This window comes from Tenacibaculum skagerrakense (assembly GCF_004345825.1).
In the GTDB taxonomy this organism is placed as follows: Bacteria; Bacteroidota; Bacteroidia; order Flavobacteriales; family Flavobacteriaceae; genus Polaribacter; species Polaribacter skagerrakensis.
In genome coordinates, this window is sequence record NZ_SLXM01000007.1 from 65,278 (window position 1) to 82,245 (window position 16,968).

Below are 16,968 nucleotides of genomic sequence, written 5' to 3' on the forward strand. Positions count from 1 at the left end.
ACAAAAAAATAGAAAATGATACAAGTAAAAAATATTTCAAAAAAATACGGATCAACAGAAGTTTTAAACATTCCATCTTTAGATATCCCAACAGGAGAATCATTTGGATTAGTTGGAAATAATGGTGCAGGTAAAACAACGTTGTTTAACATCCTTTTAGATTTAATAAGACCTACAACAGGTTCAATAGAGAATAATAATATTACTGTAAATAGAAGTGAAGAATGGAAAACTTTTACAGGCTCTTTTATTGATGAAAGTTTCTTGATAGGTTACTTAACGCCTAATGAATATTTTGATTTTATTGGTGAAATAAGAGGAATGAATCCTGCAGATATCAAAAACTTTTTAAGTCAGTTTGAAGAGTTCTTTAATGGAGAAATCCTTGGTAAGAAGAAGTTTTTGAGAGATTTAAGTAAAGGAAATCAGAAGAAAGTTGGAATTGTTGCTGCTTTAATGGGAAATCCAAAAGTTGTAATTTTAGACGAGCCATTTGCTAATCTAGATCCAACAACACAAATTCGATTAAAGAATATTATCAAGAAATTAACACAAGAAAAGGAAACTACAGTCTTAGTTTCTAGTCACGATTTAAGTCACGTAACAGAAGTTTGTGAACGAATTGTAGTGCTTGAAAAAGGAAACGTGGTAAAGGATATTCAGACTGCTCCAGTTACATTACAAGAATTAGAAAGCTATTTTGCTTCGTAGTTAGAATATTAGCTTTTTATTTCTATTTTTACGCTCACCAGTACAATAGATGGTGTTTTTATCTGTTGTACTTGTAGAGCGTTTTTTCATGAAAAAATCTTATAACTTACTCGTATATATAGTTGTAGTTGGTATTATAATGTCTTGTAGTACTAAGAAAGATTCTGTGATAAACAGAAACTTTCACTCTTTAACTACAAAATACAATGTGCTATTTAATGGTGAACAAGCCTTTGAGAAAGGTTTGAAGGATATTGAAAATAATTATACCGATAACTTTTGGAAACGATTACCGATTGAACCTATAAAGTTTGATGAAAAAAGTGCGGTAGTTATTAAATTCAGTTCGCCTGGTGCTGGTTTTGATGATAAAGGAGAAAAAACTGCTCCAGCAACACCTTTTGACAGAGCCGAAGAAAAAGCGGCTAAAGCTATTCAAAAACATTCCATGAATATTAATGGATATGAAAAGAATAGACAAATTGATGATGCGTATCTTTTGTTAGGAAAATCACGTTATTACACACAACGTTTTATTCCAGCAATAGAAGCTTTCAACTATATAATTGCCAATTATCCAAAAGCTAGTTTAATTTACGACACTAAAGTATGGCGGGCTAAATCTAACATTCGATTAGAAAACGAAAAACTAGCAATAGAATCTTTAAAATTGTTGATTGAGTTAGATAGAAACGAGAAAAACTTAACACCATTGCAAAGACAACAAGCTTATACTGCTATGGCAATGGCGTATGAAAAAACAGATACCATTCAAAAAGTAATAGACAATCTTGCTATTTCTACGTCTTTCCTTAAAAATCATCAATCGGCAAGAAATGCATTTGTGCTTGGTCAGATTTATAGCGAATTAAATCGTAAAGACTCAGCTAGAATGGTTTTTCGAAAGCTAGCTAATGAAAGATGGGTGCCAGAAAAGTACCGTATCCATGCTAGTATTGAAATGGTAAAGAACATTGAAGCGAAAGATTCATCAAATGTTTTATTAGTTGATCGAATAAGAAAACTTATTAGAAATACCGATAATAGAAAATACTTAAATGAATTGTATTATCAGGCAGGAGTATTACAGGAAGACAGAGGAAATACTGAAAAAGCAATTGAGTATTATTTAAAATCTTTAGAAGTCCCAAGTACAGATGTCTATCAAAAAACATATACTTACGAAAGGCTAGGAAATATATACTTTGAAAAACAAGAATATTTATTGGCAGGTACTTTTTATGATAGTGTTTTAAGTGTTACTACTGAAGAATTTGAAACGGAAAAGAGAATACGTAGAATTAAGCGTAAAAATAAAGGATTAACTAAATTAAGATCTTACGAAGAAACCGTTAAAAACAACGATAGTATTCTTAAGTTAGTTGCTATGACTGCTGAAGAACGTACTGCTTTTTTTGAAAGTTACATTGAAAAAATTAAAGAAGAAGACGAGAAGAAACGTCAACGCTTATTAAATGCACAAGACTTCGGAAGTCAATTTGGAGGAGCTTCTAGTTTTGGTGGAAGTAATAATCAAGGTAAATGGTATTTTTACAATACGCAATCAGTAGGTTTTGGTAAAGTAGCTTTCCGAAAAACATGGGGAAGTCGTCAATTAGAGGATAATTGGAGATGGTCCGATAAAAATGAAATAGTTCAAGAAACAGCAACAGAAGAAGTAACCAAAACAGAAACAACAGATAGTAGGTATGAGGTAGCTTCGTATCTTAAAAAAATACCATCAGACCCATTGGTTATTGATACCATGAAAAAAGAAAGAAACGAAGCATTGTATCAGTTGGGACTTATCTATAAAGAACAGTTTAAGAATTCGAAGTTAGCAATTGATAATTTTGAAAAATTATATACAATCAATCAAAATCCAGCGTTAATTCTACCAATTAACTATCATTTGTACCAATTATATACTGAAATAGGAGAAAGCGAAAAGGCTGAAGAAAAGAAAGGAATTATCCTTGAAAAATATTCAGATTCTAAATTCGCAGAGATTATTAGAAAGCCAGATAGTAAGATTACCGAAGAAGTAAAAGTTGATGAAATCGACAAAAAATATCGATTGGTTTATAGTTTATATAAGTTTAATCAATTTGAAGATGTTGTAGACCAAGTAGATAAATTAAGCGATGCAGAGAGAAATTCAGAATTAATTGCTAAATTTGTGTTACTTCGAGCCTTAGCCATAGGAAAGTACAAGAGTAAAGAAGAATACAAAAAGGAACTTGAATTTGTTGCGTTAACTTATGGCAACAGAATCGAAGGTAAAAAAGCAGCCGAAATAATTAAACTTTTAAAATAATCCTCATGTTAAGTAAAAAAAACAAAAAAGAATCTATTGTAGATAGAAATTCAAGCAATAGAAACGTAATTGGTAAAGGAACTAAAATTACTGGAGATTTAATTTCAGAAGGAGACTTTAGGATTGATGGTGAATTTGAAGGTACATTAAATACTAAAGGAAGAGTAATTATTGGTAAAGATGGTTTTATTAACGGAACTGTTCAATGTACCAATGCAGATGTAGAAGGTAAATTCTCTGGAGAGTTTAATGTTTCTGATACCTTAACTGCAAAATCATCTTGTTACATTACTGGAAATGTAATTGTAGGTCAATTAGCTACAGAACCTGGAGCTTCATTTAATGCAACTTGTAACATGAAAGGAGCTATCAAAGAATTAGCTAAAGGTAGTTCAGATGACAAAAAAGGAAAACAAGCCTCAGCTTAATAAATATGTTCGGTTTAGTGGTATTGCCATTCAAATGGGAGGCACTATTTACTTAGGTAGTATCTTGGGTGAATGGTTAGACGGAAAATACCCAAACCCAAATCAAATGTATGTGAAAATTTGTACTTTAGCCGCTGTGTTTATTGCGATGTATTCAGTAATAAGGCAAGTAACAAATCTTTCAAATAATGATTAAGAGAATTTTACTTTTTTTACTGGCTTTAGTTTTACTTTTTATTGTAAGCTATTTCCTAAATAGTTATTTAGTTATAGAAGAGAACTTTTCGTTTTCGTTACTAAGCGTATATTTATTTCACACTATCGCAGCACTAATAGTGTATGCTGTTGTTGAGTTTGTGGCAGATAAAATGCCAAACCAAGCAGGATACGCTTACCTAGCATCAATATTTATAAAAATAGGTTTTTTTGTACTTATTTTTAACACTACAGTTTTTGCAAATCCAAACTTAACCAAACCAGAAAGAATTTCTTTAGTAGCCCCTTTGTTTCTGTTTTTAATAACAGAAGCAGTAGTAGTTTCTAAACTCCTAAATAGTAAGTAGTTCGCTTTATTTTTGTTTTAATTTTATCAGGCGTCAAACTATAACTAAAAAAGAGTTTGTAGTTTTAATTAAATGTGTACCTTTGCACGGAAATTTAGAGACCATAAATTCTATATTTAGTAAAGGTATGATGATAGCAAAAAAATCTATCAAATGTTTAGCAGTACTAGCAATAGTATTTTCTTCATTTAACGTTTTCGCTGGAGGCGGAGGAACTTCTGAAAAAGGAGGGCAAATCAATACTCCTGAAGATATCAAAGGATATATCAAACATCACTTAGCAGATTCTCACGATTTTACGTTGTATTCGTATACAAACGATGCAGGTGAAAGAAAACATGTTGGTTTTCCATTACCAGTAATAGTTTGGACAAGCAAAGGTTTAAAGACTTTTATGTCTTCTAAATTTCATCATAATGATGATGGTCATGTAGTTGTTGATGCAGATGGCGTTAAGTTAGCTAAAATTCACAGCAAAATATACGAGTTAGATGCAGATGCTGAGCACGTTTCTTTTGATGAAACTCATCATGCTACAAATGCACACAGAGTAATGGATTTTTCTATTACTAAAAGTGTGTTCGGAATGTTAATAGCTGGGTTATTATTATTCTTAGGATTTACTTCATTAGCTAAAGGGTACAAAAAGGGAGCAATTCCAACAGGAGTAGGTCGTGTTTTAGAGCCTTTAGTTTTGTATGTTAGAGATGAGATCGCAAGACCAAATATTGGAGAGAAGAAGTACAAGAAGTTTATGCCATATTTATTAACTGTATTCTTCTTTATATGGATATTAAACTTGTTAGGATTAACTCCTATAGGTTTCAACGTAACAGGTCAAATTGCAGTAACAATGTGTTTAGCGTTATTTACAGCAGTTATTTATTTAACTAACGGATCGAAAGATTTCTGGGCGCACACTTTATGGATGCCAGGAGTTCCTGTAATATTAAGACCAGTATTAGCAGTTATCGAATTAGTAGGTTTTGTACTTATTAAACCTTTCTCTTTATTGGTGCGTTTGTTTGCAAACATTACGGCAGGTCACTTTGTTGTAATGAGCTTAATTGCATTAATGATTGTGTTAAAGAAAGATTTTGGTGCAGTAGCATCAACCGGAATGTCGGTTGTGTTAGCAACATTCATTATGGTAATTGAAATTTTAGTTGCCTTTTTACAAGCATTTATCTTCACTATGTTATCAGCGTTATTTATTGGTATGGCAGTAGAAGAGCATGACCACGATCATGCACATAATGAAGATGGTACAGGGTATGAAGATACCACGTTTATTTAAGAATAAGAATTTGTTTAATTTAATATAAATCAATTAGTATGTACAATTTAATTGGAGCAGGATTAATCGTAATCGGTGGAGGAATCGGATTAGGTCAAATTGGTGGAAAAGCAATGGAAGGAATTGCTCGTCAACCTGAGGCTGCTGGTAAAATCCAAACAGCGATGATCATCATCGGAGCATTATTAGAAGGATTAGCATTTGGTGCTTTAATCTTAGGGAAATAATTTCCGAAAAAAACAAGAAATAAAACATTTTCCTGTAACGGTTGGTTGCAGGAAATGTTTTCAAATTAAACAAAAGAATTTTAAAAAGAATAAATTAGATATATAATGGATCAGTTATTAAATGATTTTTCTCCAGGGTTGTTTTTCATGCAAATGATAATCCTTATCGTATTAATAGTATTATTAGCAAAGTTTGCTTGGAAACCAATTTTAAGCTCTTTAGATGAAAGAGAAGAAGGAATCCAAAATGCTTTAGATGAGGCTGAGAGAGCTCGTAAAGAAATGCAAAATTTACAAGCTGATAACGATAGATTATTAAAAGAAGCTAGAGCTGAAAGAGACGCAATGATGAAAGAAGCTCGTGAGATTAAAGATAAGATTATTGCTGATGCTAAAGAAGAAGCAAGTCAAGAAGCTTCTAAAATGATTGAAAACGCTAAAGCAACAATCAAACAAGAGCAACAAGCTGCAATTGCAGAATTAAAAAAGAACGTTGCTGAATTGTCAATCGGTATCGCTCAAACTGTAGTTAAAAAAGAATTAGCTTCACAAGAAGATCAATTAAAGCTTGTTGAAGGAATGTTACAAGACGTTACTTTAAACTAATTAAGTACACATGAAAGAATCAAGACCAGCATTACGTTACGCAAAAGCAATTTTAAACCTAGCAAAAGAGCAAGGTGTTGATGAGGCAGTTAATAATGACATGAAGCTTATTATTGATACAATTGCTGGGAGTGACGATTTAGAAGTAATGCTTAAAAGTCCTGTAATTAAAGCTTCTGATAAAAAGAAAGTATTAGACGCTCTATTTGGAAATAAAGTAAATAATATTGCTAAAGGATTATTTAATCTTTTAGCGGAGAATAAAAGAATGTTAATGCTAAATCAAGTAGCTAAGCAATATTCTATTATTTACGATTATTATAAAAATATGCAAGTTGCAACTGTAACTACCGCTGTTGAATTATCTAGTGAGTTAGAAGCTAAAATTCAACAGAAGGTAATTGAGATTACAGGTAATAGCGCAACAATCAATAATATTGTAAATCCAGAGATTATAGGTGGATTTATTTTACGCGTAGGTGACGTGCAGTATGATGCAAGCATCTCAAACCAATTTAACGAATTAAGAAGAGAATTTGACAATAGTCATTACATTCCAAAAATTTAATTATACATCAAAAGATTTAAGATGGCAGCAATTAAACCAGCTGAAGTATCAGCAATTTTAAAGGAACAATTAACAAATTTCGAGTCAAAAGCTACGTTAAACGAAGTAGGAACTGTATTACAAGTTGGTGATGGTATCGCACGTGTTTACGGTTTATCTAACGTACAATATGGAGAATTAGTAGATTTCGGAAACGGATTAGAAGGAATCGTATTAAACTTAGAGGAAGATAACGTTGGGGTTGTATTATTAGGCCCATCTAAAGGAATCAGTGAAGGTTCTACTGTAAAACGTACTGAAAGAATTGCTTCTTTAAAAGTTGGAGAAGGAATTGTTGGTCGTGTAGTAGACACTTTAGGTAACCCAATAGATGGTAAAGGACCAATCGAAGGAGAAACTTTCGAAATGCCTTTAGAGCGTAAAGCACCAGGAGTTATTTATCGTCAACCAGTAACTGAGCCATTACAAACAGGTATTAAGTCTGTTGATGCAATGATTCCAATCGGTAGAGGTCAACGTGAGTTAATCATTGGAGACCGTCAAACTGGTAAGTCAACAGTTGCTATTGATACTATCTTAAATCAAAAAGAATTTTACGATGCAGGTGAGCCAGTATATTGTATCTACGTTGCAGTAGGTCAAAAAGGTTCTACAGTAGCTGCTATCGCAAATATGTTAGAAGAAAAAGGAGCTTTAGCGTATACAACTATCGTAGCTGCTAACGCTTCAGATCCTGCAGCAATGCAAGTATATGCACCATTCGCTGGAGCTTCAATTGGAGAATATTTTAGAGATACAGGTAGACCAGCTTTAATTGTTTATGATGATTTATCTAAGCAGGCGGTTGCTTACCGTGAGATTTCTTTATTATTACGTCGTCCTCCAGGACGTGAGGCATATCCTGGTGATGTATTCTACTTACACTCAAGATTATTAGAAAGAGCTGCAAAAGTTATCAATGATGATAAAATTGCAAGTGAGATGAATGATTTACCAGATTCTTTAAAAGGTAAAGTAAAAGGTGGAGGATCTTTAACAGCTTTACCAATTATTGAAACACAAGCTGGTGACGTTTCTGCATATATTCCAACAAACGTAATTTCGATTACTGATGGACAGATTTTCTTAGAGTCTGATTTATTCAACTCAGGAGTTCGTCCAGCAATTAACGTAGGTATTTCTGTATCTCGTGTAGGAGGTTCTGCTCAGATTAAATCAATGAAGAAAGTATCAGGTACATTAAAGTTAGATCAAGCTCAGTACCGTGAATTAGAAGCATTCGCTAAGTTTGGTTCTGATTTAGATGCTGCTACTATGAATGTGATTTCGAAAGGTAAACGTAACGTTGAAATCTTAAAGCAAAACCAAGGAGATCCTTTTACTGTTGAAGATCAGATTGCAATTATCTACGCAGGTTCTAAGAACTTATTAAGGGAAGTTCCTGTTAATAAAGTAAAAGAATTCGAAGCAGATTATATCGAGTACTTAAACGCTAAGCACAGAGATGCTTTAGATACGTTAAAAGCAGGAAAATTAACTGACGAAGTTACAGATATCTTAACTGAAGTAGCTAAAGAGATTTCAGCTAAGTATTCAGCATAATTATAAAACAACATTTCCTCATCTTAACAGGTGAGGAAATTCAACTAATTTTAAGTTCATATAAATGGCAAACTTAAAAGAAATACGTAACAGAATTACTTCTATTAAATCAACAATGCAGATTACATCTGCCATGAAAATGGTATCTGCTGCTAAGTTAAAAAAAGCTCAAGATGCTATTACAGCAATGCGTCCATATGCATCTAAATTAACAGAGCTTTTGCAAAGTATTAGTGCTACTCTAGACGGAAACGTTGGAGGAGCTTATTCTGAGCAAAGAGAGGTAAATAAGGTTTTACTAGTTGCTGTTACTTCTAACAGAGGTTTATGTGGAGGATTTAACTCTTCTATCATTAAAAAGACAGTTAGTACTATAAACGAAAAGTACAATGGAGCAGATGTTGATGTGTTTACAATCGGTAAGAAAGGAAACGACATCTTATCAAAAGAATACAATGTTGTTGAAAATAACAATGCTATTTTTGATGATTTAACTTTTGATAATACTGCTGCTATTGCTCAACATTTAATGGATGTTTTCGTAGCGGGTTCTTACGATAAAATTGAACTTATCTACAACCGTTTCAAAAATGCTGCTACTCAAGTTGCAATGGTAGAACAATTTTTACCAATTAAGCCAGTAGAGAGCGATTCTAATGTTAGCTTAGATTATATTTTCGAGCCATCTAAAGAAGAAATCATTTTAGAGTTAATTCCTAAGTCATTAAAAACTCAGTTATACAAAGCAATACGTGATTCATTTGCTGCCGAACACGGAGCGCGTATGACTGCGATGCACAAAGCTACAGATAATGCTACGGAATTAAGAGATGAGTTATTATTAACATATAACAAAGCTCGTCAAGCTGCAATTACTAACGAAATCTTAGAAATTGTTGGTGGTGCAGAAGCATTGAATAACTAGAAGATATTTAATTATCAATATATTTAAAGCGAATCTTATAATTAAGATTCGCTTTTTTAATCTAAAAATTGAAATTAAAACCTATGAAAAAATTATATATACTTATAATCCTTCTTTTTACTATATCAATATATTCTCAGGAAAATGAAAACACTAAAGAGAATCAATTAAAGGAGATAGAAACTATTGATAATATAGATAAAACCAAACAAGTTTCTTTTAAAGTAATAGAGATTGCTCCTATCCATCCTGATTGTAAAAATTTTAATACAGAATCAGAAAGAAGAAAGTGTTTGCATATTTCTATGAGGAAACACGTTCAAAAGTATTTTAATGCTGAATTAGCAAATTGTATTGAAAAGCGAGTTTTATATAACTATAAAAAGAAAAAAGATGAGGAAGTATGTATAGGAATGGCAAAAGGAAAAAAAAGAATCTACATACAATTCAAAATAAATTATACAGGAGAAATTATTGATATAAAAGTAAGAGCCCCACATCCTAAATTAAAGGAAGAAGGAATTAGAATAGCAAAACTATTACCAAAAATGGAGCCTGGAAAACAAGATGGTGTTCCTGTTAGAGTTGGATATACATTACCTATAACGTTTAATGTAGATTAAAATAAAAAAACGAATCCATTAGGATTCGTTTTTTTATTTTATTGCTATCGTAAGATTATTATTCAAGAATAGTAAACTCAATACTTGAATCAGTAAAGACAGAGTGAGTTTGTGTTTTAAAATCTTTTTCTTCTGCTTTGTAAATATTATCTACATACGTTTGCGGATTCAAATCAATTAAAGGGAACCAAGTACTCTGAATTTGAATTTGAAGTTTATGTCCTTTCTTAATTGTGTGAAAAACGTCTTGTAGCTTTATATGAACGCTTGTTTTCTTATTTGGAGTAAATGGCTCAGGGTTTGAAAAACTATTCCTAAAACGTCCTCTCATAACCTCACTACGCACCATCATATGATAATTACTTAGCTTCATGTGAGATTGCATATCTTCATTGTCGTTTTTAAGATCGCTTGGATGAACATCTATTACCTTAACAATCCAATCTGCCGCAGTACCTGTTGTTGCCACATTCAACTTAGCTAAAATATCTCCAGTTAAAGTCATGTCCTCTTGCATTACTTCCGTTTCAAACACTAACACATCTGGTCTTCTTGCAGCAAAACGTTGATCATCCGTCATGTATTTTCTTGGAGTGAATACCGTTTTAATATCTTCAGAATAAGGAACAGGACGTTTAATATCGCTTACAAACGAAATTTTAGCAGGACTTGACTTTTCCTTTGATAATGTTTGATTCTCGGATAAAAACAATGATTGCTTCTGAGCATTTTTAGGAGGCCAAACATTATATGACTTCCATTCTTTTTTACCAGTATCAAAAACATAAGCTTCTGGTAATCCAGTGTCTTTTGATCCGTTTCCTTTTAAGAAGTGATTAAAGAACTTCGCTTCGATATTTTTTTGAAAATTCAACGAAATAGAATCTCCGAAATAATAATTACCAACCGTATTTTTTACTTTATTTCTAGACCATCCACCATGATCCCAAGGACCAAAAACAAGTGTATTATAATTATTTGGCTGATGTTTTTCTATTGCTTTATAAGTCTCTAATGGACCGTATAAGTCTTCTGCATCAAACCATCCACCAACAATCATTGTTGCTACTGTTGAAGGAACTTTATTTAAATGTTGAATAATACCTTTGCTTTGCCAAATAGAGTCATAATTTGGATGCTCAACAATTTCCTTCCAGAAGAAATCATCAATAACATTCTTAGAAGCAATGTTCTTAGAATCAGGTTTATCATATTGGAAATATTCGTTTAAATTCTTCAACGGGCCTTTATCTAAAAAGAATTGATACTGATCTTCTGTATTCATTTTTGGAAAAGAATACCAAGCGCTATCAGTTGGTTGATCTTTATAAGTTCCAAATAGAGAAATTGCTCTAAAGTAACTCAATAAGAAAGCGCCATTATGATGAAAATCGTCAAAGAAAAAATCTCCGATACAAGCTTGTGGTGAAGCAGCTTTTAAAGCAGGATGTGCATCAATAGTTGAAACAGTTGCGTAATGTCCAGGATATGATATTCCCCATGTACCCACTTTTCCATTGTTTTGAGCTATGTTTTTAACTAACCAGTCTATAGTATCATAGGTATCTGAAGTTTCATCAGCTTGTTTTGCTGTTTTATTCGGAATATAAGCACGCATATTGTCATAAACGCCCTCACTCATCCAACGACCTCTAACATCTTGGTAAACTATAATATTTCCTTCTTTCATTAAGATTTCATTAGGACCAATTTTAGATCGCATTTCATCTTCACCATAAGGTTGGCAGCTATACGGAGTTCGCTGTAATAAAATAGGATATGTTTTAGAAGTATCTTTTGGACTATAGATGGTTGTGTGTAATTTAATACCATCTCGCATGGTAATTTGTACTTCTTTTTTAGTGTAGTTTTCTTTCACATAATTTACAGGTTCAGCTTCTTTTTTGGGTGTTGTTTTACAACTAAAAGAAACTACCAACAATAGTAAAAGTGATAATTTGGTAAGTTTTGTTCTCATTTTTAAAAGATAAGTTCCTGTAAATATAACCAATGCTAGTTTCACGTCATGTTAAAATCGAAAGTTAGCTTGATAATTTTCTAGGCTCTTACCCTAAGAATGTCTTAATTTCATTAAGAATGGAAGTTGTATCTATCTTGCATAATTGCTGAAGTTCTTCCACAGAACCATGATGTATAAAAGTGTCTGGAATCCCTAAAATTTTAATAGTGTTAGTGTAGTTGTTCGCTGAGGCAAACTCTAAAACCGCAGATCCGAAACCACCTTTAACAGTTCCATCTTCAATGGTAATGATTTTATCAAATTTTTGAAAAACGGAGTGCAATAATTTCTCATCTAAAGGTTTCACAAAACGCAAATCGAAGTGTGCAATTGAAAAATTACTATCAACTGAATTTATTGCATTGGTAACATTTTTTGCAATAGTTCCTATTGATAATACAGCCACATCTTTTCCTTCTTGTAAGCATTGTCCTTTACCTATTTCTATTGCTTCAAAAGGTTGTTGCCAATTTAACGTAATTCCTCTTCCTCTAGGATAACGAATTGCAATAGGATGATCTAATCCAAGTTGAGCGGTGTACATGATATTTCGTAACTCAACTTCATTTCGTGGAGCGAATATGATCATATTCGGAATACAGCGTAAATAGGCTAAATCAAAAACTCCGTGATGCGTCGCCCCATCTTCACCAACCAAACCAGCTCTGTCTAAACAAAAAATAACTGGAAGGTTTTGAGTGGCTACATCATGAATAACTTGATCGTATGCACGCTGTAAGAATGTTGAGTAAATATTACAAAATGGAATAATTCCTTGAGTTGCCATACCAGCTGCCAAGGTAACAGCATGTTGTTCGGCAATTCCAACATCAAAAGTTCTGTCAGGAAATGCATCCAACATAAACTTTAAAGAACTCCCAGTTAACATAGCAGGAGTAATTCCAACAATCTTCTCGTTATGTTTTGCTAACTCAACTATGGTTTTTCCAAAAACATCTTGATATTTTGGTGGTTGCGAAACACTAGGATTTGGTAATAAATCACCAGAAACTTTATCGAATTTTCCTGGAGCGTGGTATTTTACTTGATCTTCTTCAGCCTGTTTTAATCCTTTTCCTTTGGTTGTAGTAACATGCAAGAATTTAGGCCCATCAATTTCTTTGAGACGTTGTAACTCTGAAATTAATTCCTCTAAATTATGGCCGTCTATAGGACCAGAATAGTCAAAATTTAAAGCTTCTATAATATTGTGTTGTTCAATATCACTTCGTTTGGATTTCATTCGTGTTAAATACTCTTTCAAAGCACCAACTGAAGGATCAATTCCAATAGCATTATCATTTAAAATAACTAATAAATTCGCATCAGTAACTCCAGCATGATTTAAAGCTTCAAAAGCCATTCCGCTTGCAATAGAAGCATCGCCAATAACAGCAATATGATGTTTGTTTTCGTTGTTGATTTTAGAAGCAATAGCCATTCCTAATGCAGCAGAAATAGAAGTAGACGAGTGTCCTACTCCAAAAGTATCATATTCGCTTTCACTTCGCTTCGGAAAACCAGAAATTCCGTTTAATTGACGATTGGTATGAAATATATCCTTTCTACCAGTTAAAATTTTATGTCCGTACGCCTGATGACCAACATCCCAAACAAGTAAATCTTTAGGTGTGTTAAATACATAATGCAATGCAATGGTAAGTTCTACAACACCCAAACTAGCACCTAAATGTCCTTCTTTTGTTGCTACAATATCAATAATAAAACGACGTAATTCTTGGGCTAATTGTGGTAATTGCTCAGTCTGTAAACTCCTTATATCATCAGGAAAATTAATATGTTCTAACAACTTTTTAGACATGAGACAAATGTAATAATAAGTTAGAAGTGTGTAGTTGGAAGTTTGCTTTTATTTAACAAAACAAACTGTGATAATAACTATTTACTACAAACTTCAGACTTCGAACATACAGTTTTGCTAACTTTGCATTATGAGTAAACTGTATTTGGTACCGACACCTATTGGAAATTTAGAAGACATTACTTTTAGAGCAATAAAGGTTTTAAAAGAAGTTGATTATATTTTAGCAGAAGATACTAGAACAAGTGGAAAACTTCTAAAACACTTTGATATTAGTACACCAATGCAATCGCATCATATGCATAACGAGCATAAAACAGTTGAAAATATTGTAAAACGAATTCAGGCCGGAGAAACATTTGCTTTAATTTCTGATGCAGGTACTCCTGCAATTTCTGATCCTGGATTTTTACTCACGCGAGCTTGTATTCAAAATGGAGTAGAAGTTGAGTGCTTGCCAGGAGCTACAGCCTTTGTTCCTGCTTTGGTTAATTCGGGTTTACCAAATGATAAGTTTGTATTTGAAGGATTTTTACCTGTTAAGAAAGGACGACAAACTCGTTTAAAACTTTTAGCAGAAGAAAGCCGAACCATGATTTTTTATGAAAGTCCACATAAGTTATTAAAAACACTCGCAAATTTTGTTGAATACTTTGGTGAAGACCGACAAATTTCTGTTTCTCGTGAACTTACCAAAATGTTTGAAGAAACCAAACGAGGAAGTGTAAAAGGAGTGTTATCATATTATACTGAAAAACCTGCTAAAGGTGAAATTGTTATTATAGTTGAAGGAAAAAATTAAACTAATTTGTATTCAGGATATTGTTCTTCTAATAGTTTTTCAGATTTGTTAGGAATTACAACCAAAGTAATATAGCCTACGAGTAATAGCAGCACTAAAAAAACGGCAACTAAAAAAGCATACTGCATTTTTTGAAGTAATTCACTTAATCGGAAAATATTAAACATGTTACTAAACAGGATTAAAAAATTTGAAGAAGCTAGTTTAAAAATAATGTCTTCCAACAACCAATTTTTCCCTGTTTCTTTTACCTTTCTTTTATGTTTTACAATAAGTATTCTACATCTGGTAAAAAAGTAAATAAGGTAAATTCCTATAATAGTGTAATAAAAATAAACTCCAATGCTTGGCAATCTTAATAGAGTGTAAAAAAGGAAAATTAAAGAAAGAGTAGTAGCAAGTTTAGGTAGCTGAAACCATTCTTTAAATATATCCCATAAAACCTTTCTATATCTTTTTCCAACTTGTTTACTTTTTTGTTCAACAACATCCATAAACCCAAAAACACCAAATTTCTTGAAAGAAATATCCCTAGCTTGTTCAAAACTCAGATTAGGATTTTTATCACAAATAGCTTCAATATCATTTGCTAAATGATCGACCAATTCGGTTTGTACATCATAATGTTCAACATAATGTTGACGTGTAAATATGTAAAGCTCTTCTATATTTTTATCAGTTAATTTCATAGCGTCATTAATTTTTTATAAACATCATTTGCCTTTTTAAATTCTTTATAAAAGAATTTAAATCCGAGATATGAGTATACTATTGTTATACTCATAACCAGTGATATTGTTAATGGAAAATCGAAAATATTAACAGAAAGAAATACTTTTGGGATATAAATGAACATATTTAATAAACTTAATCCCAAAAACGCCCAAGTAGAGGCATGAGTCAATTGTAATAATTTGTAATATTTTTTTCTAGTTAGTAAATACACTATTGGAGTTATATAAGCTATATACAATCCAGTAAAAATATATTTAAAAGGTATTTTATAATGAGCGAGCTGATAAATTAGATAAAAACATAGGATAAAAGCACCAATAATTACAGGATTAGTTAAAGCTTTTTTGTTATAGGTATTGAAGTTTGTCCTCATTTTTCTTGAAACAAGATCATGTTGTTGTTTAAGTAGTTCTTCAAAATTACTACCGTTAAAATTTTCTTTCCAACCCATTTTTTTGAAGACTTCAAATACCGATGTTTTAAAGTTTAAGTTTGAATTTGGTTGCTGTTCAAGTTCAGAGACCACATGATCTAACATTTCGATTCGTATATCCCAGAATTTAATACCGCTTTCGTATAATAAATCGTCGATATATGTTATTTGTTCTTTTGTCAATTCCATAGTAATTAAAGTAAATGCTGATACTTAGTTTTAATTACTTCTTTCTTCCTCTTTATATATGAAGCGGCCGATAAGTTGATTATAAAAGCTACAAACCAAAATAGAATATACAATGTTTTATGAGTTAGTAAGAAATTGTAAAACTCTTTAGGGAGATATATAAATGATGATGGTAACCAAATGATAGAAGTTAAGGCAACCATTGATGTGGTTTTGCGAATAAACTTCTTCGTGAAAAAAACAATCGAATAGATATATGCTAGTACGCATGCAAAACTAATTATTGTAATTATTAAAGTAACCTTAGAGTTAAAGTTTGTAGTAACAAAATACATTACTAATAGGCTAATAAGTGTAATAGGTATTTTGTCCAAATTCAAAAAATACTTTTTAAACTCACCAATAAGTTCTCTCTTGTAAACTAGAGATATTATATTTTGATGTTTTTGTTTATAGCTACGGATAAATTCTAACTTATGCGATAGGAATTCAGATAAATTTCCATTACCTTTCTCTTCGAATTCACAAATTAAATGATCCATTAACTCTAATTTTGTTTCATCATTTTCATATCCTTTGCGATTTAAAAATTCTGACAAAAATTTTAGTTGCTTTTCTGTTATTTTCTTTTCCATAATTTTATTCTAAACTAAATTTTGGGTTTACTAAATGTTGCATAGTGCTTAAAAACTCTTGCATTTGTGCTAACCGGTTTACAGTTTCTTTAGTTCCTACTTCTGTAAGTTTATAATACTTTCTTAGCCGGTTCCCAATCTTAGCAACTTCTACATCTAATAATCCATCAGCCTCTAATTTATGTAGCGCAGGATACAAAGCACCTTCCGTAATTTGCAATTCTCCTTTTGTTAATTCTTTTACTTTTTGAGTGATTTCATAACCATACATTTTATCATTTTCAGCTAATAGCTTTAAAATGATAGTTTGTAACGAACCCTTGTATAATTTTTGATTTCCCATGCAAAAATTCTTTATACCTAAGTTTTTTAGGTATAGCAAATATACATAAATTTCTTATACATAAAAATCTTATGTATTTTTAACATTCTATATTCAACTAAATTCTTCTTTAGTTTCCTTAT

General features: G+C 31.8%; 19 protein-coding genes. 13 read left to right on the top strand and 6 right to left on the bottom strand.

What is annotated here, in order from left to right:
• Positions 1 to 15: 15 nt before the first annotated feature.
• The 12 genes from EV195_RS11840 (at position 16) to EV195_RS11895 (ending at position 9,867) form a co-directional block, all read left to right on the top strand.
• The gene (locus EV195_RS11840; RefSeq protein WP_132795170.1) at positions 16 to 711 is read left to right on the top strand and encodes an ABC transporter ATP-binding protein; all 696 of its coding nucleotides are present in this window, start codon (positions 16 to 18) and stop codon (positions 709 to 711) included.
• An 88-nt stretch (positions 712 to 799) separates the two neighbouring features.
• Entirely contained in the window at positions 800 to 3,028 is a 2,229-nt protein-coding gene (gene porW / locus EV195_RS11845; protein ID WP_132795171.1) for a type IX secretion system periplasmic lipoprotein PorW/SprE, read from the top strand.
• 5 nt (positions 3,029 to 3,033) lie between these two features.
• Positions 3,034 to 3,456, top strand: a complete 423-nt coding sequence (locus EV195_RS11850) for a bactofilin family protein (RefSeq protein WP_132795172.1) — start codon at positions 3,034 to 3,036, stop codon at positions 3,454 to 3,456.
• Positions 3,425 to 3,652, top strand: coding sequence for an AtpZ/AtpI family protein (locus tag EV195_RS11855; RefSeq protein ID WP_132795173.1), 228 nt, complete (start codon positions 3,425 to 3,427; stop codon positions 3,650 to 3,652). The genes EV195_RS11850 and EV195_RS11855 overlap by 32 nt, the downstream gene beginning before the upstream one ends.
• Positions 3,645 to 4,019, top strand: coding sequence for a DUF6168 family protein (locus tag EV195_RS11860; protein WP_132795174.1), 375 nt, complete (start codon positions 3,645 to 3,647; stop codon positions 4,017 to 4,019). Before EV195_RS11855 ends, EV195_RS11860 begins: the two co-directional genes overlap by 8 nt.
• A gap of 127 nt (positions 4,020 to 4,146) precedes the next feature.
• A complete protein-coding gene (gene atpB / locus EV195_RS11865) occupies positions 4,147 to 5,316 on the top strand; it encodes a F0F1 ATP synthase subunit A (RefSeq protein ID WP_132795175.1) in 1,170 nt (389 codons plus the stop codon).
• 38 nt (positions 5,317 to 5,354) lie between these two features.
• On the top strand, positions 5,355 to 5,543 hold the full coding sequence (gene atpE, locus EV195_RS11870; RefSeq protein ID WP_004569351.1) for an ATP synthase F0 subunit C: 189 nt from the start codon (positions 5,355 to 5,357) through the stop codon (positions 5,541 to 5,543).
• A 105-nt stretch (positions 5,544 to 5,648) separates the two neighbouring features.
• On the top strand, positions 5,649 to 6,149 hold the full coding sequence (locus tag EV195_RS11875) for a F0F1 ATP synthase subunit B (protein ID WP_132795176.1): 501 nt from the start codon (positions 5,649 to 5,651) through the stop codon (positions 6,147 to 6,149).
• Positions 6,150 to 6,159: 10 nt separating this feature from the next.
• Positions 6,160 to 6,717 carry an ATP synthase F1 subunit delta gene (atpH, locus tag EV195_RS11880; protein WP_132795177.1) on the top strand — a complete coding sequence of 186 codons (558 nt, stop codon included), beginning with the start codon at positions 6,160 to 6,162 and terminating at the stop codon, positions 6,715 to 6,717.
• Positions 6,718 to 6,738: 21 nt separating this feature from the next.
• Positions 6,739 to 8,319, top strand: coding sequence for a F0F1 ATP synthase subunit alpha (gene atpA / locus EV195_RS11885; RefSeq protein WP_132795178.1), 1,581 nt, complete (start codon positions 6,739 to 6,741; stop codon positions 8,317 to 8,319).
• 64 nt (positions 8,320 to 8,383) lie between these two features.
• The gene (gene atpG, locus EV195_RS11890) at positions 8,384 to 9,244 is read left to right on the top strand and encodes an ATP synthase F1 subunit gamma (protein WP_132795179.1); all 861 of its coding nucleotides are present in this window, start codon (positions 8,384 to 8,386) and stop codon (positions 9,242 to 9,244) included.
• 83 nt (positions 9,245 to 9,327) lie between these two features.
• On the top strand, positions 9,328 to 9,867 hold the full coding sequence (locus tag EV195_RS11895) for an energy transducer TonB (protein WP_132795180.1): 540 nt from the start codon (positions 9,328 to 9,330) through the stop codon (positions 9,865 to 9,867).
• Positions 9,868 to 9,925: 58 nt separating this feature from the next.
• Here the strand turns inward: EV195_RS11895 and EV195_RS11900 are convergent, their stop codons facing one another.
• Together EV195_RS11900 and dxs are read right to left on the bottom strand one after the other, a co-directional pair.
• Positions 9,926 to 11,845: a CocE/NonD family hydrolase gene (locus EV195_RS11900; RefSeq protein WP_132795181.1), complete on the bottom strand. Its 1,920-nt coding sequence runs from the start codon at positions 11,843 to 11,845 to the stop codon at positions 9,926 to 9,928.
• 88 nt (positions 11,846 to 11,933) lie between these two features.
• Positions 11,934 to 13,709 (bottom strand): 1-deoxy-D-xylulose-5-phosphate synthase, encoded by a 1,776-nt coding sequence (gene dxs, locus EV195_RS11905; RefSeq protein ID WP_132795182.1) that lies wholly within the window; start codon positions 13,707 to 13,709, stop codon positions 11,934 to 11,936.
• Positions 13,710 to 13,839: 130 nt separating this feature from the next.
• On the opposite strand from dxs, the gene rsmI reads away from it, so the two are divergent.
• A complete protein-coding gene (gene rsmI / locus EV195_RS11910) occupies positions 13,840 to 14,511 on the top strand; it encodes a 16S rRNA (cytidine(1402)-2'-O)-methyltransferase (RefSeq protein WP_132795183.1) in 672 nt (223 codons plus the stop codon).
• On the opposite strand, the gene EV195_RS11915 is transcribed toward rsmI, so the two are convergent.
• Genes EV195_RS11915 through EV195_RS11930 form a run of 4 tightly spaced genes read right to left on the bottom strand, consistent with a single transcriptional unit; the run spans position 14,508 to position 16,846 of the window.
• Positions 14,508 to 15,200, bottom strand: a complete 693-nt coding sequence (locus EV195_RS11915; RefSeq protein ID WP_132795184.1) for a hypothetical protein — start codon at positions 15,198 to 15,200, stop codon at positions 14,508 to 14,510. The genes rsmI and EV195_RS11915 overlap by 4 nt on opposite strands.
• Positions 15,197 to 15,868: a hypothetical protein gene (locus EV195_RS11920; RefSeq protein ID WP_132795185.1), complete on the bottom strand. Its 672-nt coding sequence runs from the start codon at positions 15,866 to 15,868 to the stop codon at positions 15,197 to 15,199. The genes EV195_RS11915 and EV195_RS11920 overlap by 4 nt, the downstream gene beginning before the upstream one ends.
• Before the next feature lie 5 nt (positions 15,869 to 15,873).
• A complete protein-coding gene (locus tag EV195_RS11925; protein WP_132795186.1) occupies positions 15,874 to 16,503 on the bottom strand; it encodes a hypothetical protein in 630 nt (209 codons plus the stop codon).
• 4 nt (positions 16,504 to 16,507) lie between these two features.
• On the bottom strand, positions 16,508 to 16,846 hold the full coding sequence (locus EV195_RS11930; RefSeq protein ID WP_132795187.1) for a PadR family transcriptional regulator: 339 nt from the start codon (positions 16,844 to 16,846) through the stop codon (positions 16,508 to 16,510).
• Between the last annotated feature and the right edge of the window lie 122 nt (positions 16,847 to 16,968).

Coding starts and splice junctions, on each gene's coding strand:
- EV195_RS11840 (WP_132795170.1), top strand. CDS start 16: ATGATACAAGTAAAAAATATTTCAAAAAAATACGGATCAACAGAAGTT.
- porW (WP_132795171.1), top strand. CDS start 800: ATGAAAAAATCTTATAACTTACTCGTATATATAGTTGTAGTTGGTATT.
- EV195_RS11850 (WP_132795172.1), top strand. CDS start 3,034: ATGTTAAGTAAAAAAAACAAAAAAGAATCTATTGTAGATAGAAATTCA.
- EV195_RS11855 (WP_132795173.1), top strand. CDS start 3,425: ATGACAAAAAAGGAAAACAAGCCTCAGCTTAATAAATATGTTCGGTTT.
- EV195_RS11860 (WP_132795174.1), top strand. CDS start 3,645: ATGATTAAGAGAATTTTACTTTTTTTACTGGCTTTAGTTTTACTTTTT.
- atpB (WP_132795175.1), top strand. CDS start 4,147: ATGATGATAGCAAAAAAATCTATCAAATGTTTAGCAGTACTAGCAATA.
- atpE (WP_004569351.1), top strand. CDS start 5,355: ATGTACAATTTAATTGGAGCAGGATTAATCGTAATCGGTGGAGGAATC.
- EV195_RS11875 (WP_132795176.1), top strand. CDS start 5,649: ATGGATCAGTTATTAAATGATTTTTCTCCAGGGTTGTTTTTCATGCAA.
- atpH (WP_132795177.1), top strand. CDS start 6,160: ATGAAAGAATCAAGACCAGCATTACGTTACGCAAAAGCAATTTTAAAC.
- atpA (WP_132795178.1), top strand. CDS start 6,739: ATGGCAGCAATTAAACCAGCTGAAGTATCAGCAATTTTAAAGGAACAA.
- atpG (WP_132795179.1), top strand. CDS start 8,384: ATGGCAAACTTAAAAGAAATACGTAACAGAATTACTTCTATTAAATCA.
- EV195_RS11895 (WP_132795180.1), top strand. CDS start 9,328: ATGAAAAAATTATATATACTTATAATCCTTCTTTTTACTATATCAATA.
- EV195_RS11900 (WP_132795181.1), bottom strand. CDS start 11,845: ATGAGAACAAAACTTACCAAATTATCACTTTTACTATTGTTGGTAGTT.
- dxs (WP_132795182.1), bottom strand. CDS start 13,709: ATGTCTAAAAAGTTGTTAGAACATATTAATTTTCCTGATGATATAAGG.
- rsmI (WP_132795183.1), top strand. CDS start 13,840: ATGAGTAAACTGTATTTGGTACCGACACCTATTGGAAATTTAGAAGAC.
- EV195_RS11915 (WP_132795184.1), bottom strand. CDS start 15,200: ATGAAATTAACTGATAAAAATATAGAAGAGCTTTACATATTTACACGT.
- EV195_RS11920 (WP_132795185.1), bottom strand. CDS start 15,868: ATGGAATTGACAAAAGAACAAATAACATATATCGACGATTTATTATAC.
- EV195_RS11925 (WP_132795186.1), bottom strand. CDS start 16,503: ATGGAAAAGAAAATAACAGAAAAGCAACTAAAATTTTTGTCAGAATTT.
- EV195_RS11930 (WP_132795187.1), bottom strand. CDS start 16,846: ATGGGAAATCAAAAATTATACAAGGGTTCGTTACAAACTATCATTTTA.